This is a genomic window from Methylorubrum podarium, from assembly GCF_040270385.1.
Classification (GTDB): domain Bacteria; phylum Pseudomonadota; class Alphaproteobacteria; order Rhizobiales; family Beijerinckiaceae; genus Methylobacterium; species Methylobacterium podarium.
In genome coordinates this window covers 38529-58419 of sequence record NZ_JBELQE010000032.1, presented here as the reverse complement: position 1 = coordinate 58419, position 19891 = coordinate 38529, and the positions used below count along the sequence as shown (strand labels likewise).

Annotated in this window: 20 protein-coding genes; 5 read left to right on the top strand and 15 right to left on the bottom strand. The window is 69.6% G+C overall.

Annotated elements, in window-relative coordinates; genetic code table 11:
• Nucleotides 1-32 precede the first annotated feature (32 nt).
• The 3 genes from ABS772_RS05180 (at nt 33) to purN (ending at nt 2107) form a co-directional block, all read left to right on the top strand.
• Complete coding sequence (locus ABS772_RS05180) at nt 33-269, top strand: DUF6429 family protein (protein ID WP_350392767.1); 237 nt, start codon at nt 33-35, stop codon at nt 267-269.
• Nucleotides 270-383: 114 nt separating this feature from the next.
• Nucleotides 384-1451 carry a phosphoribosylformylglycinamidine cyclo-ligase gene (purM, locus tag ABS772_RS05175; RefSeq protein WP_350392765.1) on the top strand — a complete coding sequence of 356 codons (1068 nt, stop codon included), beginning with the start codon at nt 384-386 and terminating at the stop codon, nt 1449-1451.
• Complete coding sequence (gene purN, locus ABS772_RS05170) at nt 1448-2107, top strand: phosphoribosylglycinamide formyltransferase (RefSeq protein ID WP_350392762.1); 660 nt, start codon at nt 1448-1450, stop codon at nt 2105-2107. Before purM ends, purN begins: the two co-directional genes overlap by 4 nt.
• Before the next feature lie 186 nt (nt 2108-2293).
• Here purN and ABS772_RS05165 read toward each other — a convergent pair whose 3' ends face one another.
• The 11 genes from ABS772_RS05165 to ABS772_RS05115 form a co-directional block, all read right to left on the bottom strand.
• Entirely contained in the window at nt 2294-3865 is a 1572-nt protein-coding gene (locus tag ABS772_RS05165; protein WP_238255569.1) for a SpoVR family protein, read from the bottom strand.
• Between the two features lie 56 nt (nt 3866-3921).
• Complete coding sequence (locus ABS772_RS05160; RefSeq protein WP_350392758.1) at nt 3922-5220, bottom strand: YeaH/YhbH family protein; 1299 nt, start codon at nt 5218-5220, stop codon at nt 3922-3924.
• An 89-nt stretch (nt 5221-5309) separates the two neighbouring features.
• A complete protein-coding gene (locus ABS772_RS05155) occupies nt 5310-7262 on the bottom strand; it encodes a PrkA family serine protein kinase (protein WP_017485416.1) in 1953 nt (650 codons plus the stop codon).
• Between the two features lie 259 nt (nt 7263-7521).
• Nucleotides 7522-7995: a 4-aminobutyrate aminotransferase gene (locus ABS772_RS05150; RefSeq protein ID WP_238255567.1), complete on the bottom strand. Its 474-nt coding sequence runs from the start codon at nt 7993-7995 to the stop codon at nt 7522-7524.
• Between the two features lie 161 nt (nt 7996-8156).
• Nucleotides 8157-8576, bottom strand: coding sequence for a hypothetical protein (locus tag ABS772_RS05145; protein WP_238255566.1), 420 nt, complete (start codon nt 8574-8576; stop codon nt 8157-8159).
• A 120-nt stretch (nt 8577-8696) separates the two neighbouring features.
• Nucleotides 8697-9191 carry a MerR family transcriptional regulator gene (locus ABS772_RS05140; protein WP_350392788.1) on the bottom strand — a complete coding sequence of 165 codons (495 nt, stop codon included), beginning with the start codon at nt 9189-9191 and terminating at the stop codon, nt 8697-8699.
• A gap of 77 nt (nt 9192-9268) precedes the next feature.
• Nucleotides 9269-9595 carry an integration host factor subunit alpha gene (locus ABS772_RS05135; protein ID WP_238255565.1) on the bottom strand — a complete coding sequence of 109 codons (327 nt, stop codon included), beginning with the start codon at nt 9593-9595 and terminating at the stop codon, nt 9269-9271.
• Nucleotides 9596-9804: 209 nt separating this feature from the next.
• A complete protein-coding gene (locus tag ABS772_RS05130; RefSeq protein ID WP_238255564.1) occupies nt 9805-10797 on the bottom strand; it encodes a beta-ketoacyl-ACP synthase III in 993 nt (330 codons plus the stop codon).
• Nucleotides 10798-10813: 16 nt separating this feature from the next.
• Nucleotides 10814-11884: a phosphate acyltransferase PlsX gene (gene plsX, locus ABS772_RS05125; RefSeq protein WP_238255563.1), complete on the bottom strand. Its 1071-nt coding sequence runs from the start codon at nt 11882-11884 to the stop codon at nt 10814-10816.
• Between the two features lie 181 nt (nt 11885-12065).
• Complete coding sequence (locus ABS772_RS05120) at nt 12066-12584, bottom strand: YceD family protein (protein WP_350392743.1); 519 nt, start codon at nt 12582-12584, stop codon at nt 12066-12068.
• A complete protein-coding gene (locus ABS772_RS05115; RefSeq protein ID WP_350392740.1) occupies nt 12581-13141 on the bottom strand; it encodes a ubiquinol-cytochrome C chaperone family protein in 561 nt (186 codons plus the stop codon). The genes ABS772_RS05120 and ABS772_RS05115 overlap by 4 nt, the downstream gene beginning before the upstream one ends.
• Nucleotides 13142-13299: 158 nt before the next feature.
• On the opposite strand from ABS772_RS05115, the gene ABS772_RS05110 reads away from it, so the two are divergent.
• Nucleotides 13300-13797 carry an outer membrane protein assembly factor BamE gene (locus ABS772_RS05110; protein ID WP_238255560.1) on the top strand — a complete coding sequence of 166 codons (498 nt, stop codon included), beginning with the start codon at nt 13300-13302 and terminating at the stop codon, nt 13795-13797.
• On the opposite strand, the gene ABS772_RS05105 is transcribed toward ABS772_RS05110, so the two are convergent.
• From ABS772_RS05105 to ABS772_RS05090, 4 genes are all read right to left on the bottom strand, one after another.
• The gene (locus ABS772_RS05105; RefSeq protein ID WP_407942964.1) at nt 13791-14540 is read right to left on the bottom strand and encodes an HAD hydrolase-like protein; all 750 of its coding nucleotides are present in this window, start codon (nt 14538-14540) and stop codon (nt 13791-13793) included. The two genes, ABS772_RS05110 and ABS772_RS05105, sit on opposite strands and share 7 nt — an antisense overlap.
• Before the next feature lie 26 nt (nt 14541-14566).
• Nucleotides 14567-15655, bottom strand: a complete 1089-nt coding sequence (locus tag ABS772_RS05100) for an alkene reductase (protein WP_350392734.1) — start codon at nt 15653-15655, stop codon at nt 14567-14569.
• A gap of 155 nt (nt 15656-15810) precedes the next feature.
• Nucleotides 15811-16323 carry a GNAT family N-acetyltransferase gene (locus ABS772_RS05095; protein WP_350392733.1) on the bottom strand — a complete coding sequence of 171 codons (513 nt, stop codon included), beginning with the start codon at nt 16321-16323 and terminating at the stop codon, nt 15811-15813.
• The gene (locus ABS772_RS05090) at nt 16320-17963 is read right to left on the bottom strand and encodes a glucan biosynthesis protein G (protein WP_350392731.1); all 1644 of its coding nucleotides are present in this window, start codon (nt 17961-17963) and stop codon (nt 16320-16322) included. The genes ABS772_RS05095 and ABS772_RS05090 overlap by 4 nt, the downstream gene beginning before the upstream one ends.
• A 672-nt stretch (nt 17964-18635) precedes the next feature.
• Between ABS772_RS05090 and ABS772_RS05085 the strand changes: the two genes are divergently transcribed.
• Entirely contained in the window at nt 18636-19802 is a 1167-nt protein-coding gene (locus tag ABS772_RS05085) for a type III PLP-dependent enzyme (RefSeq protein WP_350392727.1), read from the top strand.
• The last annotated feature ends 89 nt before the right edge of the window (nt 19803-19891 follow it).

Here is a 19891-nt window from a genome sequence, read left to right as displayed (position 1 = left end):
TGAAAGCCCGCCTTCGACGGAGACCCGACGCCATGGACACAGAGGACACCGACCGGATCGACGCCGCGGTTCTGGCCCTGCTTCGCCTCACGCTCCACGACGGCGACCGCGCCTGGAAGGAGCATTCCTGGGACGTGCTGGGCCGCCTTCACGCCCAGGGCCTGATCTTCGACCCCGTCAACGAGGCGCGGTCGGTGCAGTTGACGCCGGAGGGGCTGGAGCGCTCGGCCACCCTGTTCGAGGCGCTTTTCGGCCGCGGCGCGGCTTGAAGCTGTGCCCGAACGCGCCGCCTGCGCCCGGACCAGTGGCCAACCGCGCCGCGATGTGGCAGCGGGTTTCCGCATGATCGGCGAAACCACCACAGACCGGACCACGGGGCGGCGATGACGGCGCAGGACGGAAACGGACTCACCTACGCGCAGGCCGGCGTCGATATCGACGCGGGCAACGCGCTCGTCGAGACGATCAAGCCGCTGGTGCGCGCCACCCGCCGGCCGGGCGCCGACGCCGAGATCGGCGGCTTCGGCGGGTTGTTCGACCTCAAGGCAGCCGGCTTCAAGGATGCGATCCTGGTCGCCGCCAACGACGGCGTCGGCACCAAGGTGAAGATCGCCATCGAGACCGGGCGCCACCACACGATCGGCATCGATCTCGTGGCGATGTGCGTCAACGACATCATCGTGCAGGGCGCCGAGCCGCTGTTCTTCCTCGACTACTACGCCACCGGCAAGCTCGTGCCCGGCGTCGGCGCCGACATCGTGCGCGGCATCGCCGAAGGGTGCCGGCAGGCGGGCTGCGCGCTGATCGGCGGCGAGACCGCCGAGATGCCGGGCCTCTACGACGGCGCCGACTACGACCTCGCCGGCTTCTCGGTGGGCGCGGCCGAGCGCGGCACGCTGCTGCCGCGCCCCGGCATCCTGCCCGGCGACGTGGTGCTCGGCCTGCCCTCCTCGGGCGTCCACTCGAACGGCTTCTCGCTGGTGCGGCGGATCGTGGCCAAGACCGGGCTCGGCTACGACGCCGACGCGCCCTTCGCCCCCGGCCGCAGCCTCGGCGAGGCGCTGCTGGAGCCGACCCGAATCTACGTGAAGCCGCTGCTCGCCGCCCTGAAGCGGGCCGGCGGCATCAAGGCGCTCGCCCACATCACCGGCGGCGGCTTCCCCGACAACCTTCCCCGCGTTCTGCCCGACGGCGTCGGCATCGCGATCGACCTGTCCGCCATCGCCGTGCCGCCGGTCTTCGGCTGGCTCGCGCGCGAGGGCGGCGTCGCGGAGGCGGAGATGCTGCGCACCTTCAACTGCGGCATCGGCATGGTGGTGGTCGCCGCCGCCGACGCGGCGGATGCCGTGGCGGACGCGCTGACCGAGGCCGGCGAGGCCCCGGTCCGGCTCGGGCGCATCACCGAACGGGGGGCGGAGGCCGTGACGTTCGAGGGGCGGCTGGCGTTGTGAGCGCGCGGCCCGAAAAGAAACGCGTCGCGATCCTCATCTCGGGGCGCGGCTCGAACATGGTCTCGCTGATCGAGGCGGCGCGCGCGCCCGATTATCCGGCCGAGATCGTGCTCGTGCTCTCGAACCGCCCGGACGCCGCCGGCCTCGTCCGCGCGCGGGAGGCCGGCATCCCGGCCCGCGCCATCGACCATAAGGCGTTCCCGGACCGAGCGGCCTTCGACGCCGCGCTCCAGGCGGAGCTGGACGCCGCCGGGATCGAGCTGATCGTGCTCGCCGGCTTCATGCGCATCCTCACCGACGCCTTCGTGGAAGCCTGGGCGGGGCGGATGATCAACATCCACCCCTCGCTGCTGCCGCTGTTCAAGGGCACGCACACCCACGAGCGGGCGCTGGACGCGGGCATGCGCCTGCACGGCTGCACCGTGCACTACGTCGTGCCGGAGCTCGATGCCGGGCCGATCGTGGCCCAGGCCGCCGTGCCGGTTCTGCCCGGCGACGACGCCGACACGCTGAGCGCCCGGGTGATCGTGCAGGAGCACCGGCTCTACCCGGCGGCGCTCGCCCTGGTCGCCGGCGGCGACGCCGTGCTGGAGGGGGGCCGGGTGCGCTTCACCGCGCGGGCGCGCGACGCGGGGGCCGCGATCCTGTCGCTCTGAGCCCTGATTTCACGCACTGCTCTCCATCCACCACCTCATCCTGAGGTGCCCGCTGCAGCGGGCCTCGAAGGATCCTCCCGTTCCCGCGCGATCCCTGGAAGATCCTTCGAGGGCGACGCTGCGCGCCGCCACCTCAGGATGAGGGTGAGGGTTGGAGAAGAGTGGCGGAGCAAACGCTCCAAGAGATCAGAAAAAGATCGGACGCGCGCTCGCGGAGTGCTCGACCAGCACCGCGCCGGTCGCCGGATCGACCTCCTTCAGCACCGCGTCGTAGCCCCAGAGGTCGGCGAGGTGCTGCAGCACCCGGCGCGCGTCCTCCCGCTGGAGGGTGATGCGGTTGAGCGCCTTGTGGTGCAGGATGAGCCGGCGGTCGCCCTCCAGATCGACGTCCACCACCTCGATATCGGGGTCGAGCCACGCCACGTCGTATTGCCGGGCGAACGAGCGGCGCATCTTGCGGTAGCCGCGCTCGTCGTGGATCGCCTCGACCCGCATCTCCGGCTCGTCGGGATCGTCCACCACGTGGAACAGGCGCATGTCGCGCATGAGCTTCGGGCTCAAGAACTGCGCGATGAAGCTCTCGTCGCGATAATTCTCCCAGCAATCGCGCAGGACCGCCATGGCGTCGCCGGTGCCGGCGATGTCGGGGAACCAGTCGCGGTCCTCCTGGGTCGGCTGCTCCACGATGCGGGCGATGTCCTGCATCATGGCGAAGCCCAGGGCGTAGGGGTTGTGGCCGCCGAAGGAGCGGTCGTCGAAGTTCGGCTGGCGGATGACGTTGGTGTGCGAGGTCAGGAACTCGAGATAGGCCGCCTCGCTGAGCTGCCCCTTCTGCGAGAGCGCGTTCATGATCCGGTAGTGGCAGTAGGTGGCGCAGCCCTCGTTCATCACCTTGGTCTGGCGCTGCGGGTAGAAGTACTGCGCGACGAGGCGCACGATGCGCAGGATCTCGCGCTGCCAGGGCCGCAGGCGCGGGGCCACCTTCTCGAGGAAGTAGAGGATGTTCTCCTGGGGCAGTTCCAGGAGGGCGCGCCGCCGCTCCAGTGCCGGGTCGCCCTTCTGGCCGCCGGCCTTGGCCGGCAGGGTGCGCCAGAGGTCGTTGTAGATCTGCTCGCCGTGCTCCTCGCGCTCGCGCTCCCGGCGCTGTTCGGACGCCAGGTCCGGCCGCTTCTTGCGGGGGTAGCGGTGGACGCCCTGGCTCATCAGGGCGTGGGCGGCATCGAGGACGTGCTCCACCGCCTGATGCCCGTAGCGCTCCTCGCAGCGGGCGATGTAGCCCTTGGCGAAGTCGAGATAGTCGAGGATGCCCTCCGCGTCGGTCCACTGGCGGAATAGATAGTTGTTCTTGAAGAAGTGGTTGTGGCCGAAGGCGGCGTGGGCGATCACCAGCGTCTGCATCGTCGCCGTGTTCTCCTCCATGACGTAGGAGATGCACGGATCGGAGTTGATGACGATCTCGTAGGCGAGCCCCATCAGGCCGCGGCGGTAGCTCGCCTCGTGCTGGGCGAAGTGCTTGCCGAAGGACCAGTGCTTGTAGAACAGCGGCATGCCGATCGAGGCATAGGCGTCGAGCATCTGCTCGGCGGTGATGATCTCGATCTGGTTCGGGTACCACGACAGGCCGAGTTCCGGCCCGGCCACCGCCTCGCAGGCGTCGTGGATGCGCCGGATCGTCTCGAAATCCCAGTCGTTGCCGGAAAACAGCAACTCGCCCGGCTTCGGGGCGGTGGACTTCGTGCGGCTCAGGCTCGCGACCATGCGAGAATCCTTCTCGACGCTGTCTCCCCTCCCCCCTGCGGGGAGGGGAAAGCTTCTCACGCCTCCGCCTTCGCGTTCTTGCGGCCGAACAGCTCGCGGAACACGGGGTAGATGTCGCGGCGGTGGTTCACCTTGCGCATGGCGAGCGGCTCGCCGGCCTTGGCCAACGCCTCGTAGGTCCGCCACAGGGTGGTGCGGTGCTCGACGAAGCCGGCGCGCGGTCCGTTTTCGTCGCCCACCTCCAGGTAGGCGAAGTGCTGGCAGGCGGGCAGGATGTGGCTGCGCAGGAGTTCGGTGGAGGTCGGCCCGTCGGAGGAGACGTTGTCGCCGTCCGACGCCTGCGCCGCGTAGATGTTCCAGTCGTCCGGCGAGTAGCGCTCGGTGACGACGCGCTTCATCTCGACCAGCGCCGAGGAGACCAGCGTGCCGCCGGTCTCGCGGGATCCGAAGAAGGTCTCCTCGTCCACCTCCGTCGCCTTGTCGGTGTGGCGGATGAAGACGATCTCGACGTGCTTGTAGCGGCGCGTCAGGAAGATGTGCAGCAGGATGTAGAACCGCTTGGCCAGATCCTTCATGTGCTCGGTCATCGAGCCCGAGACGTCCATCAGGCAGAACATCACGGCCTGGGCGATCGGCTTCGGATAGGGCTCGAAGCGGCGGAAGCGCAGGTCGATCGGATCGACGTAGGGGATGCGCTTGGAGCGCTCGCGCAGCTCCATCAGCTTGAGCGTCAGGTCGGGCAGGCGCGGGTCGTTGGCGGCCTCGGCCTTGGCGATCTCCGCCTCCAGCGCGGCGACCTCCTCCAGCTTCGGCCGCTTGAGGGCGATGCGCCGGGACATCGAGTTGCGCAGGGTGCGCGAGAGCGCGAGGTTCGCCGGCGAACCCGAGACGGTGTAGCCGGCCCGGCGCAGGCCCTCCGTCTCCACCACGGCGAGGCGGCGCTTGGCGAGGTCGGGCAGTTCGAGGTCTTCGAGGAAGAGGTCGAGGAACTCCTCCCGCGTCAGGACGAAGTGGAAGGCGTCCTCGCTGTTCTCCGAGCCCTCGCCGCCCTCGCCCGCGCCGCCGCCGCCCCCGCCGCCCGGCGGGCGCTCGATGCGGTCGCCCTCCACGTAGGTCTTGTTGCCGGGCAGGATGTAGTCCTGATGCCCCGTGCCCGGCTGGCGGGAGAAGCGCGGCTCGCGCACCCCGTCGCCCGGCACGGAGATGCGCCCGTCCTTGCCGAGATCCTTGATGTCCTTCTCGCGGGCGGATTCCCGAACCGCGCGCTGCGCGACGTCCTTGACCCGGCGCAGGAAGCGCTGGCGGTTCGGGAGGCTCTTCCCACCTGGATTGAGCCGACGGTCGACGATGTGCATCCGGAGTCGCTCAGCGCCTTAAGTCTCACGTCCCGTTGTGCGGGACAAAGGTGCGAAAGTGCGGCGGATGCCCGGGGAAAACGCTCCCCTCAACCCGCCTGCTTCACGCGCATGTACCATTCCACGAGTCGCCGGACCTGCCGCTCGGTGTAGCCCCGGTCGGTCATGCGATCGACGAACTCGCCGTGCTTCTTCTCGGTCTCGCTGTCCTTCTTGGAACCAAATGAGATCACGGGAAGCAGTTCCTCGACCTGGGAGAACATGCGCCGCTCGATCACCTCGCGGAGTTTTTCGTAGGAGGTCCAAGAGGGGTTGCGCCCGCCGTGCTGCGCCCTCGAGCGCAGGGCGAACTTGACGACCTCGTTGCGGAAATCCTTCGGATTGGCGATGCCGGCCGGCTTCTCGATCTTGGTCAGCTCCTGGTTCAGGAGCTCGCGGTTGAGGAGCTGGCCGGTCTCGGCGTCCTTGAAGTCCTGATCCTCGATCCAGGCGTCGGCGTAGTCGATGTAGCGGTCGAACAGGTTCTGGCCGTAATCGTGGTAGGATTCGAGGTAGGCCTTCTGGATCTCGTGGCCGATGAACTCGGCGTAGCGCGGGGCGAGTTCGGTCTTGATGAACTCGATGTAGCGCTTCTCGGTTTCCGGCGGCAGCTGCTCGCGCCGGATCGCCTGTTCCAGCACGTACATCAGGTGGACCGGGTCGGCCGAGACCTCCGTCGTGTCGTGGTTGAAGGTCGCGGCCAGCACCTTGAAGGCGAAGCGGGTCGAGATCCCGTCCATGCCCTCGTCGACGCCGGCGGTGTCCTTGTACTCCTGCATCGAGCGGGCGCGGGGATCGACCTCGCGAAGGCTCTCGCCGTCGTAGACCCGCATCTTCGAGAACAGGTTGGAATTGGCGTGCTCGCGCAAGCGGGAGAGCACCGAGAAGCGGGCCAGCATCTCCAGCGTGCCCGGGGCGCAGGCGGCCGTCGACAGCTCCGAGCCCGAGATCAGCTTCTCGTAGATGCGCTGCTCCTCCGTGACCCGGAGGCAGTAGGGCACCTTGATGACGTAGATGCGGTCGATGAAGGCTTCGTTGTTCTTGTTGGTCTTGAACGACTGCCACTCGGCCTCGTTCGAGTGCGCCAGGATCACGCCGGTGAAGGGGATCGCGCCGATATTCTCGGTGCCGACATAGTTGCCCTCCTGCGTCGCGGTGAGCAGGGGGTGCAGCATCTTGATCGGCGCCTTGAACATCTCGACGAATTCGAGAACGCCCTGGTTCGCCCGGTTCAGGCCGCCCGAGTAGGAATAGGCGTCCGGATCGGCCTGGGAGAGGGTCTCGAGCCGACGGATATCGACCTTGCCGACCAGCGAGGAGATGTCCTGGTTGTTCTCGTCGCCCGGCTCGGTCTTGGCGATGGCGATCTGGCGCAGCCGCGAGGGCCGCACCTTGATCACCTTGAAGCGCGAGATGTCGCCGTCGAACTCGTCGAGGCGCTTCAGGGCCCAGGGGCTCATCAGACCGGTGAGGCGGCGGCGCGGGATGCCGAAGCGCTCCTCGATCTCCCGGCCCATCGCCTCGGGGTCGAACAGACCGAGCGGGCTCTCGAAGACCGGCGAGATCTCGTCGCCCGCCTTCAGCACGTAGATCGGGTGGACCTCCATCAGCGCCTTGAGGCGCTCGGCGAGCGACGACTTGCCGCCGCCGACGGGGCCGAGCAGGTAGAGGATCTGCTTGCGCTCCTCCAGCCCCTGGGCGGCGTGGCGGAAGAACGAGACGATCCGCTCGATCGTCTCCTCCATGCCGTAGAACTCGGCAAACGCCGGGTAGACCCGGATCGTCCGGTTCATGAAGACGCGGCCGAGGCGGGCGTCGCGCGCGGTGTCCACCATCTCGGGCTGACCGATCGCATCGAGGATGCGCTCGGCGGCGGAGGCGTACATCAGCGGATTGTCGCGGCACGCCTCAAGGTACTCGGAGAGGGTCATCTCCGTGTCGCGGCGCGCTTCATAGCCGCGAGCGAAGCTCTGGAACAGGTCGTTCGTCGAGTGCAGCGGCATTCGAACACCCCCTTCAGGCTGATGACAGCTTCATCCTGTCTCGGGTCGAACGCAACCGACATTGCGGGTTTTGTCGCACCGCCCACAGGCTGGCCGTCCGGCGTGTGAAACGGGACACACTCAAAGTTGGCCGGGATTTAGCGCGAGCTTAACCGGCTTCGGATATGAGGCGGCCGCCCCCGGCCAAAAGCCGGAGGCTTCCAAGATCGACGAAAATTGCTGCATCGCAGCGCGGCGGCGTGCCGGGCCGTCCTCCCGATCAGAGATCCGTGCCGCTCTTCTTCTCATCCTTGGGCTTGTCGCCCTTGTCGACGGTGATGCGGATGTCGCGCTTCTCGACCTCGCCGTCGGAATTCTTGATCTCGACCACGACCCCGTCGGAGCCGGTATAGCCGCCGTTGGGCTGGTAGAAGATCGCCTGAACCTCGGCATCCTTGTTCGGGCAGCGGTACTTGGCGGGGGTCTTCAGCTTGCCGGCCTTGGTGATGAGCGAGCCGGAGGTCGGCGGCGTCACCACCTTGATCTCGGGCATCGGGCCGAGCGAGCAATCCTTCTTGAGGTTCGGCACGATGACGAGGCGGGCCTGCTTGCCGGCGGGGACGGTCTCGCTCTTGGTGACGGTTGTCTGCGCGAGGGCCGGTCCGGCGAGGCAGAGCCAGGAGGCTGCGACGGCGGTGGCGAGGGCGGCGGGCAGGACCGCAATCGGTTTCGCGGCAGAGGTCGGCAGATCCATCGGCGTTTCCTTGAGCGTCATCGCGCGACCCGCCGCGGGCGGCCGGACGATCCGGCCTCGGCGCCGCAGGGCGCAAACGAGGATGTGGGGAGATCGAAGGTCCGCGTCGAGGCTTGCCGCGTCGAATCTTGCCTCCTCGAATCCAGCCGGACGCGGCGCGCTCAGTGCTGCAGCGCAGCGGCCACCGTCCCAGCCACGCGGGCGATCTGCGCCTCGTCGAGATGGCCCGCCAGCGCCTGGGTCAGCGCCTTCTCGACGCGCTCGCGCTCGCCGAGGTCGGCGAAGGGCGCGGGCGGGATGTCCCCGTCGGCGAGGTCGCAGACGCGGCGGATGGTGTCGGCGGCCTTGAGCAGGGTCTCCCGATCCGCCGGTCCCATATCCCAGAGCGGCGCCCGCAGACGGCTGATGACCCGCCGCGCGTCGCGGTACTCCCGATCGACCGTGGTCGAGGCCTCGATCTGGCTGACGAGGAACATCAATTCCAGAACCTCGTTGGCGGCTTCCGGGCAAGCGCGCACGATCCGCATGACGCGGGCGATGAGTTCCTGGGTCGGAGACATCCGGGGGCGAGGGGCAGCCATGGCGCCTCAACGCCGATCCGCCGGTAAAGTTCAGCTCACATCGGCGCGCGCTACCGCCGCAGCCAGCGGAAATCCGCAAGGCCAGTCAATGCCTTGCGCACAAGCGAGTTGCGACCAGCCTCAGGCGGCCTCGTTGTTCGCCTCGTGATCCACCTCATCGAGGCCCGCGAGCAGGGCGCGGCAGGCGCGCAATTCGGCGAGCGCCCCTTCCAGGGCCCGGCGATCCGCCGCGGCGGCCTCGACGCTCTCCTCGTCCCGGTCGGCCCCGGTCGGCGCGCCGACTTCCACCTCGCCGCGGCCGAGCGCCTGGACGAAGCGCACGCCGTTCTCCTTGAGCACGCGCTGCGCCCCGCGGATCGTGTAGCCCTGCCCGTGCAGCAGCCGGCGCACGCCCTTGAGCAGATCGACGTCGTCGGGCCGGTAATAGCGCCGGCCGCCCGCCCGCTTCATCGGCTTGATCTGGCTGAACCGGCTCTCCCAGAAGCGCAGGACGTGCTGGGGCACGCCGAGCTCCTCGGACACTTCCGTGATGGTGCGGAAGGCGCCGGGACTCTTCTCGCCGCGCTCCTCGTCGGCGGGTGATTCGAGGGTCGGGGATTCCAGCGGCAGTCCCATCGCTCGTCCCATCGGCTGTCCCATGGCAGCGCCTCAAACCGATCTGTGCCGGAGCGGACCGGGACGGCCCGGCCGGATCACTCGTCCTCGTCCGCGTCGAGCCCGTTGACGTGGCCGCCGTTGATGCGCGCCTTGAGCACGTTCGACGGCTTGAACACCATGACCTGTCGCGGCTCGATCTCGACCTCGACACCGGTCTTCGGGTTGCGGCCGATGCGCTTGCCCTTCGAGCGCACGACGAAGGAGCCGAACGAGGACAGCTTCACCGTCTCGCCCGCGGACAGGCAGTTGCAGATCTCGCCGAGCACGGTCTCGACCAGGGCGGCCGATTCGGCCCGCGACAGGCCGACCTGCTGGTAAACGGCCTCGCTCAAATCGGCGCGTGTGACCGTCTTGCCTGCCATGCGCTCCCCCTTCGGCCGAGTTTTTGGCATCCGCGCCGCTGCTTCAGGACGCACGGACCCCGTCTCCGCTCACATGCCGGGCGAGGCCCCCGAAACAGGATCTCGCCGTGTATCTCTATGATCGAACACGCTAATCGGCAGAGGGACGACGGTCAACAGAACCTTGCGGTTGACAGAATATCGGAGCCGGCCGCGAAGGCCGCTTCGGCCTACCAGCGGATCAGTGCGGCGCCCCAGGTGAAGCCGCCGCCGATCGCCTCGATCATCACGAGATCGCCCTCGCGGATGCGCCCGTCGCGGCGGGCGGCGTCGAGCGCCAGGGGGATCGAGGCGGCGGAGGTGTTGCCGTGGCGATCGACGGTGAGCACCACCTTCTCGCGGGCGATGCCGAGCTTGTCGGCGGACGCCTCGATGATCCGGCGGTTGGCCTGATGCGGCACGAACCACGCGAGGTCGTCGGCGGTGGTGCCGGAGGCGCGGAACGCCTCCTCGATCACGTCGGTCACCGAGCCGACGGCGAAGCGGAACACCTCGCGGCCCTCCATGCGCAGCTTGCCGGTGGTACCGGTCGAGCCGGGGCCGCCATCGACGTAGAGCTTGGCGCGGTGGCGCCCGTCCGAGCGCAGGCAGCTCGACAGCACGCCGCGGTCGGCACGCGTTCCTATGTCTTTGCCTTCGCCCTCGCGGGCCTCCAGCACGATGGCGCCCGCGCCGTCGCCGAACAGGACGCAGGTGGTGCGGTCCTCCCAGTCGAGCAGCCGCGAAAAGGTCTCGGCGCCGACCACCAGGGCGCGCTTGGCGCCGCCCGTGGTCAGGAAGCGGTCGGCGGTCGCCACCGCGTAGACGAAGCCGGCGCAGACCGCCTGAAGGTCGAAGGCGAAGCCGCCCTCGATCCCGAGCGCCGCCTGGATCTGGGTCGCGGTGGAGGGGAAGGTGTGGTCGGGCGTCGAGGTCGCGCAGATCACGAGGTCGATGTCGGCCGGCGAGAGCCCGGCCTCGTCGAGCGCCGCGAGCGCCGCGCGGGTCCCGAGGACGGAGGTGGTCTCGTCCGGCCGCGCGATATGGCGCTGGCGGATGCCGGTGCGCTGGACGATCCACTCGTCGGAGGTCTCGATCCCGCGCTCGGCGAGGTTCGTGTTCGTGACGACGGTGTCGGGCAGGTACGCCCCGCAGCCGACCACGACGGAGCGCCGATGCGCCATCAGATCCGTCCTTTTCTCACTTCTGTGCCAGGCTCGCATCGAGCCCGGAATCCATGCCGGCGGCGATGGCCGGCGTCTGTTCCAGCATGTCGCGGATCGTGCGCATCAGGTCGTAGCGCGCCATGTCGTAGGCAAGATCGACCGCCGCCGCGAATCCTTGCGCGTTCTCCGAGCCGTGGCTCTTGATGACGATGCCCTCCAGCCCGAGGAACACGCCGCCATTGGCCCGGCTCGGGTTCATCTTCTCGCGCAGGGCCGCGAAGGCCTGGCGCGCGAAGAGGTAGCCGATCTTGGCCGAGAGCGTCCGCCCCATCGCCGCCTTGAGGTAGGAGGCGATCTGCTTGGCGGTGCCCTCCGCCGTCTTGAGGGCGATGTTGCCGGTAAAACCCTCCGTCACCACCACGTCGGTGGTGCCGCGGCCGAGATCGGTGCCCTCGACGAAGCCGTGATAGGCGAAGTTGGCCGGCTCCGACTCACGCAGGAGGCGGGCGGCCTCCTTCACGGCCTCGTTGCCCTTCATCTCCTCGGTGCCGACATTGAGGAGGCCCACCGTCGGCCGCTCGACGTCGAGGACGATCCGGGCCATGGCCGAGCCCATCACCGCCATCTCGACCAGATGCTCGGCATCCGTGCCGATGGTGGCGCCGACATCGAGCACCACGCTCTCGCCGCGCACCGTCGGCCACAGGCAGGCGATGGCCGGGCGCTCGATGCCGGCCATGGTCTTCAGGCAGATCTTCGACATCGCCATCAGCGCGCCGGTATTGCCGGCCGAGACCGCGGCCTGGGCCTCGCCGTCGCGCACGGCCTGGATCGCCCGCCACATCGAGGACTTGCCCCGGCCCTGGCGCACCGCCTGGCTCGGCTTGTCGTCCATGGCGATGGAGACGGTGGTGTGACGGATCTCGACGGCGCCCTTCAGCCGCGGCTCGGCCTCGACGAGGGGGCGCACCACCGCCTCGTCGCCGAACAGGATGAAGTGAAGCTCGGGGTGCCGCTCGCGGGCGATGGCCGCACCGGGCACGACGGTCGTGGGGCCATGATCGCCGCCCATGGCGTCGAGCGAGATGCAAACGCGGTTCGACATGGTTCCTTTGGGAGGCCGCGGGAAGAGCCGGCGGGCAGCGAGCGTGAAGGGGCGTCACGGGCCCCGGAATCGGCGGCGCAAAATAGCGGCAGAGCCCGGCCGGGCAAACAAAAACTCAACCCTTTCTCGCGCGGGCTCCCGTCGGAGGGCGGATCACGCCTTGTGGATCACGCCTCGCGGATCACGCCTTGTCCTGGCCGAGCTTGTCCCGCAGCGCGGCGAGGTCGGAGAACGGCAGCGGCTCCTCGCCGACCGTGACGGGCTCGAAGGCGACGCCGGGCTTGCGCGGATAGGGATCGAGGCCCAGCGCCAGGAACTCCGCGGTCAGCACGCCGAAATCGACGCGCCCGTTCACGATCGGATCGGGCAGGTCGACCTCCTCCGCCTCGGTGCCCTCGAGGATGTCGGCATTGGTGAACTCGACCTCGACGGGCTCGGAGATCTTCGCCTCGAACGGCTCCAGCGTCACCGTGCAGACCTGGGTCACGACCGCCTCGACCCGCCCCTCCGCGCGCAGCCGCGTCAGCGAGCCGCTCAGGGCGAAGCGACCGACGAGGTCGCGGATGGCGGGGATCTTGAAGTCGCGGGCGAGCGCCTCGCACTCGGCCGGGCTCGCCTCGACGACGATCTCGGCGCGGTCCTTGGGCAGGCGCTCGACGTTGACGGAGCGGGAGAGCGGCCCGGCGGGCTTCGGCGTCATCGATGGTCTCCTGACTCGTCGGCCGCACCGGCCGGCTCGGGGAAGCGCGGCCCCTCCGCCAGCAGGCCGTCGAGATCCTGCGCCGCCAGGGCGGAAGCGGCGGCCTCGACGTAGGCGGCGAGCGGACCGGCCGACGCGGCGTCGGCGCCGTCGAGCACGTTGCGGGCGAGCGCGGCGGCGAGCCCTGCGCGGTCCCCCGCATCGAGCGCCGCGCCGTAGGACCCGGCCCTGGCGTAGAACGAGGCGCCGAGCTTCTTGATGCGCTTGGGCACGCCCATGTCGCCGATGCCGAGTTCGCGCAGCGAGGCATCGAGCTGCATGAAGACGGAATCGACCAGATCCTGCGCCACGTCCGCGGCCGGCGGCGGCAACTGGCCGAGGCGGCGCAGCACGAGGATGACGTGCAGGCTCAGCGCCTCGAACCGTCCCTCGACGGTGTCGGGCACGCCGAGCACGGTGTAGAGGCCGGGCCGGCGCGCGGCCTCGCCGATCCGCTGGTGCAGCGTCCGGATCGTCTCGCGCCGTCGGCCGGCGCGGCGGAAAAGCCCCGCTATCATGCGATCCACCGGATCGGACGGCGCTGTGGCCGAGCTTGCCTTGTCAAAGCCATAACCCCGCGGTACGGCAACCGCGGACCAGGGTGCAAGTCCGAAGACGCGCGCGTTCCAAGCGCGCCGCGGATGAAGGCCCTTTTGGCAGAAAATCAGGGGGGCCGATGTCGCGCCGTCTCGTCTCGTCGCTTGCCCGCGCGGCCGTTCTCGGCTCCGTCGCGATCGGCGTATCAGGCTGCATCGGCGAGGAGATCCGCCACGGTTATCAGATCGATCAGGCGGCCCTGGCCACGGTGAAACCGGGCATGAGCGCCGAGCAGGTGCTGCAGATCCTCGGCACGCCGTCCACCGTCTCCACGGTCGGCAACAAGTCCTGGTACTACATCAGCCAGAACACCCGCCGCACGGTGATGTTCCTCGGCGAGCAGGTCGAGGACCAGAAGGTCACCGCGGTCTACTTCAACGCCGGCATGAAGGTGGAGCGCGTCGCGCTCTACGGCCTGCAGGACGGACGCGTCTTCGACTTCATCGAGCGCACGACCCCGTCCAGCGGCGCCGACCGCGCCTTCCTCAGCCAGCTCTTCCGCGGCCTGACCCGCTACGAGCCGTTCGGCAGCGGCGCCGGCGCCTCGGTCGTCCCCGGCGCCCGCGCGGGTCAGTAAGAGCGCCCGGCCGGGTCCGCGAGGGCCCGCACCACCGCGCCGGGCTCGGCGAACAGGTGGGCCGGCCCCGCGCCGGCCAGGGCCTCGGGGCTGTTGTAGCCCCAGGCCACCGCGGCGAAGGCGCAACCCGCCTGCGCTGCCGCCTCCGCGTCGCGGATCTCGTCGCCCACCGCCAGCATCGCGGCGGGTTCGACGCCCGCTTGCCGCGCGACCGCCCGCAGGTGGCGCGCCTTGCCGAAGAGCGAGGCGCCGCACTCGTAGTGGCGGATCAGCCCCGCCGACGCGCCGAGCGCCCGGCGGACATTCGCCTCGCCGTTCGAGCTGACCACGGCGAGCCGAAATCCCGCGGCATCGAGGCCCGCCAGCATCTCCGGCACGCCGGCAAACAGCCGCACCTGCCCGGCGTCGCGGGTCGCCAGCCCGCGCATGTGGCGGGCGATCAGCGGCACCTTCCAGGCGGGAATGCCGAGATCCTTCAGGATCGCCCGGGCGCTCAGCGCGCGCAGCCACCCGGTCTCGTCCGCCTCGACCCGGCGGAAGCGGTAGCGCGCGGCCACGTCGTTGAGGTTGGCGCAGAACCACGGGAAGGTGTCGGCCAGCGTGCCGTCGAAGTCGAAGGCGACGAGGCGGTAGGAAACGGCCTCCGGCGTCGTGGCACTCGGCGTCGTGGCACTCACGGACTCGGCTCCCCGGACGGACGAAGGCGGCCCCGCTTCCGCGAGGCCGCCTCCCGTGACGATCATGCGCGCGGCCCGAGGGCCGCTTCGGGTTACGCCGCCTTCTGCGACAGCGTCGGATAATCGACGTAGCCTTCCGGACCCTGGCTGTACCAGGTCTTCATGTCGTCCTTGGCGAGCGGCAGGCCCTGGGCGATGCGCTCGACCAGATCGGGGTTGGCGATGTAGGGCCGGCCGAAGGCGATGGCGTCGGCCTCGCCCGAGGCGACCGCCTGCTCGGCGCGCGCGGCATCGTAGTCGCAGTTGAGGATGACCGGACCGCCGAAGCGCTCCTTGATCACGGGGGCCACCGGCGGCACGGTCGCCTTGCCGAAGGTGCCGTCCGGACCCGGCTCGCGCATCTCGATGAAGGCGAGGCCGACCCGCTCCATCATCTCGGCGGCGAGCCCGAAGACCTCGTGCGGGTTGGAATCGTCCACGCCCTGGATCGGGCCGTTGGGCGAGAAGCGGATGCCGGTGCGGTCCGCGCCGACCACGCCGGCCACCGCCTGCGCGACCTTGGTCACCAGCCGCACCCGGTTCTCGACCGAGCCGCCGTAGCGATCCTCACGCTTGTTGCTGCCGTCGCGGATGAACTCGTCGAGCAGGTAGCCGTTCGCCGCGTGGATCTGCACGCCGTCGAAACCCGCCGCGACGGCGTTCCTCGCCGCCCGCTCGTAATCGGCGATGAGCCGTGGGATCTCGTCCTCGCGCAGCGCTCGGGCCTGGCTGTAGGGCTTCTTGCCCGAATAGGTGTGCGCCTGGTCCGGCGCCGTGGCGGCCGAGGGGGCGACCGGCGGCTCGCCGCCGAGGAAGTCTGAATGGACGAGATAGCCCATGTGCCAGAGCTGGCAGACGATGCGCCCGCCCGCCTCGTGCACGGCCTTCACCACCGGCTTCCAGGCCTCGGTCTGCTCGTCGGACCAGATGCCCGGCGCGTAGGGCCAGCCGAGTCCTTCCTGGCTGATGCCGGTGGCCTCGGAGATGATGAGGCCGGCCCCGGCGCGCTGGGCGTAATACTCGCCCATCAGCGGCGTCGGGACATGGGTCCGCGTGCCGCGGGCGCGGGTCAGCGGGGCCATGAGGATGCGGTTCGGCAGCTTCAGCGCGCCGAGCGTGATCGGGTCGAACAGTGAGGGCATTCGAGACTCTGTCTGGAGGGGGCGGCTCTCGGGAGCGCCGTGTCATGAGCGCGAGAGCGGCCTTCGGGTGGGCTGAACCTTGTATCCGGCCCTCCGGTTCGCCAGTGCGCTGGCGCACCTGCGCTGCGGTGCACAAGGCAAGGTGACGCCGCGGGTCAGCCCCCGGTCAGCGTCTTCTCGTAGCAGCCCGCCTCCATGCCGTCCTCGTAGTAGTCCGGCTTCGTCCCGGTCCGCGCATAGCCGCCCCGCTCGTAGAGCCGGATGCCGCTGCCGTTGTCGGCCCGCACTTCGAGGCGCAGCCGCTCGCAGCCATGGGCGCGGGCATCGGCCTCCGCCGCCTCGAGCAGCCGGCGGCCGAGCCCGAGGCCGGTTCGGGCGGGGGCGACGGCGAGCGAGGAGAGCCGGGCGACGCGGCTGGTGCGCCGCCGCTCCATGGTGGCCGCGCCGACGAGGATTTCGGCCTCGCCGCCCTCCGCCCGCTCCCGGATGATCGCGACGAGAAGGGTCATGCTGGCCGAACGGATCGCGTGGCGGATCGCCCGCCGCTCGGCCCGGTCGGTGGCGAAGGCGGCGTGTTCGAGCGCCACCAGCGCGTCGAGGTCGGCGAGGCCGGCCGGCCGGATCTCCACGGGCAGGCGGGCGGCGGCGCGCCCGGTCCGGGTGCTCACGCCGCGCTCCAGGGATAGGACCACGTCTCGGTCAGGGCCTGATCGTCCTTCTTCAGATAGACCCGCAATTCGGTGGTGCCCGGCCCGTCGAGGCGGACGTCGAGGGCGACGCGGAAGCCGCCGATATGGGGATTGGGCACGATCGAGGTCGCGACGATGCGGCCGAGGCTCGCGTCCGCGACGATCTCGGGCGGCGCCTCTCCGGGAATCCGGGCCAAGCCCCCGCCGCCGAAATCGATCAGGAAGCGCAGGCTGCGCAGGAGGGCGGCATCCGCGGCCGCGTTGGCCTTGCGCGCCGCGCCGCTCGCGGCGGGCTCGGCGATGAAGGTGTTCACCACCTTGCCGTTCGGGTGGAGGTCCTCGCCCGTATGCGCGCGGATCGTGTAGGCGAGCCGCACCGACTTTCCCGCCGGATAGGGCTGCTTCGGGCGCCAGAAGGCGACGATGTTGTCGGCGGTCTCGTTGTCCGTCGGCAGTTCCATCAGCACGACGCTGCCCTCGCCCCAGGCCCCCTCGGGCTCGACGAAGTAGCCGGGGCGTCGCTCGTAGCCGGCTTCCAGATCCTGATAGCTGGCAAAGGCGCGGTCGCGCTGCATCAGCCCGAACCCCTTCGGGTCGCGGTCGAGGAAGGTCGAGATCCGCCGGCTCTGCGGGTTGTCGAGCGGCCGCCACAGCCACTCGCCGGAGCCGGCGGCGATCTGCAGCCCGTCGGAATCGTGCAGTTCCGGCCGGTAGTCGTCGCTGTGGCCGCGGTCGGTCTCGCCGATGAAGAACATCGAGGTCAGCGGCGCGATTCCGACGGTGGCCAGGTCCCGTCGCGGCGTGAGCGTCGCGCTGACCCGCACGCTCGTGTTCCGGCCCGGCTCGACCATGAAACGGTAGGCGCCGACGACCGAGGGGCTGTCGAGCAGGGCGTGGATCGTCAGCGCCGTCGCGCCCTCGGGCGGAACCTCTATGAAGAAGGCGCGGAAGAAGGGAAACTCTTCCCCGTCGCCATCCGTGCCGATCGCGAGGCCGCGGGCGGAGAGGCCGTAGAGCTGGTCCTGGCCGAGGAAGCGGAAATAGCTCGCACCGACGAAGACGATGAGTTCGTCGAGGCGGTCGGGGCGGTTGAGCGGCGCGTGGATCCGGATGCCGGCGAAGTTCAGGTCGCTCGGCAGCGTCCCCTCGATCCGCGTGCGGCCGAAATCGAACAGGGCCGGATCGTAGACGATCGGCGTGCTGACCCCGTCGCGCACGAGATTCACCGCGACGGGCCTCGGATACAGGAAGCCCCGGTGGAACAGCTGGAGCCGGAACGGCCCGCCGGCCTCGCCGAGAAAGGCGCGCTCCTTCCGGAAGCGGATGTCGCGATAGGCGTCGTAATCGAGGTCTGCCAGCGGCGGCGGCAGCGGCGGGAAGCCTCCGTCGAAGGGCCGCGCCGCGAGCGCCTGCGCCCAGCGCTCGACGACACCGGGCTCGAAGGGAACAGGTTCGGCGAAGGACGGGATCCGGGCTCCCTCCTCGGCGGCGGCGGGCAGGGCCGCGGCGAGGCCGGCGCCGGCCAGGCCCGCCATCACGTCCCGGCGGGAGGGTGCCCCCGCCGACGGCGTCTGCGCGGGGCGGCTTTCATTGGGGTGATGGCCTCTGGCGCGGATCATGATCCCATTCCGAAATGCCACGGTTCAATGGCCGCTTCGGTCGGGCTTGGGAAGGGGTCGTCCGGACCCGTGCTGGGGGACGGTGCGTCTTTCGCGCCACAATCCCGCCCGGCCGCCCTCGATCCCCGAAATCCAGAGTGGAATCGGCCTTTTTCCCTTGTCGCCGGGAGCCCTCCGCCGTATATCGCCCCTGCCCAATTTCGCACGTGCCTGTGGCCGCGTGTCGGTTGGTGGGCATCCGGTCAACTGCCGGACAGCCGCCAGGGGTCTTAAAGGATCGATGGTCGCAAGGGTGGATCCCTACGGCCGGCATCCGGGTGGCAACACCAGACTCCAACAACAACCGGCAGCCGGAGGCGAAACCGGCGAACCCCGCTCTCCACGGGGGACGCAGCTTAAAGCAACGACGAACGGGCTTTTTTGGTCTCGTCGGCTCCTCCAAAGGCCGACACCGAAGAGGCTTGTTTTTCCTTGCCCGGCGTGCGGTTGGGGTTCCCCCCATCCAATCCACGGCAGCTTCCGGGTGCTCTGCGCCTGTTGCCATCCGCGCGTCTCCAAAGCGCACGGATGATGCGACGCATCGCCCCCTGACGCCGACGGCTCGTGTCCGGGCCGTCCCGATTCGATCTCGCGCCCGACGATGGCGCCTCGAACCTGTGGTGGGGACGACCAATGACCGATCGCATCCGCGATTACCTGCGCGCGCGCCGTGATCTCGGCCGGGACGAGGGTCCGGTGATGGTGCTCGACCTCGAGGTCGTGCGCGACAACTACACCGCCTTCGCCCGCGCGCTGCCCGACACCCGCGTGTTCTACGCCGTGAAGGCGAACCCGGCCCCGGAAGTGCTGCGCCTGCTCGCCGAGATGGGCTCCTGCTTCGACACCGCCTCGGTGGCCGAGATCGAGATGGCGCTCGCCGCCGGCGCCACCGCCGACCGCGTCTCCTTCGGCAACACCATCAAGAAGGAGCGCGACGTCGTCCGCGCGCTCAAGCTCGGCATCCGCCTCTTCGCCGTCGATTGCCAGGCCGAGGTCGAGAAGATTCTTTCCGCGACGACGCAGGCCGAGGTCGCGGCCGCCGACGTCCAGGTCTTCTGCCGCATCCTGTGCGACGGTGCGGGCGCGGATTGGCCCCTTTCGAGAAAATTCGGCTGCGAGCCGGAGATGGCGGTGAACGTGCTGGAGCACGCCCACCGGCACGGCCTGCACGCCTACGGCGTCTCCTTCCACGTCGGCTCGCAGCAGGCCAACACCGAGGCCTGGGACGGGGCGCTCGCCTCGGCCTCCGAGATCTTCCGCGAATGCGCGCTGCGCGGCATCGGCCTGTCGATGGTCAACCTCGGCGGCGGCTTCCCCACCAAGTACCTCAAGCAGGTGCCGGGCGTGGAATCCTACGGCGACGCGATCTTCCGCGCGCTGACCAAGCATTTCGGCAACCGGATCCCGGAGACGATCATCGAGCCGGGCCGCGGCATGGTCGGCAATGCCGGGATGATCGAGGCCGAGGTCGTTCTCGTCTCCAAGAAGTCGGAGGCCGAGGACGAGGTGCGCTGGGTCTATCTCGACATCGGCAAGTTCGGCGGGCTGGCCGAGACCATGGACGAGTCGATCCGCTACGCGATTCTGACCGACCACGACGAGGACCGCATGAGCCCCTGCGTCGTCGCCGGCCCGACCTGCGACTCGGTCGACGTGCTCTACGAGAAGAACCACTACCCGCTGCCGGTCTCCCTCTCGATCGGCGACAAGGTGTGGATCGAGGGCGCGGGCGCCTACACCACGACCTACGCCGCGGTGGCCTTCAACGGCTTCCCGCCGCTCGAACAGATCGTGATCTGATCCGCGCGGGGCCCCGCGCTCCGCTGCGGGGCCGGTCAGGCTTCGTTCACGCCTTTCCCTTCAGAAGAGCCGCGCGCCTCACGAGGCGC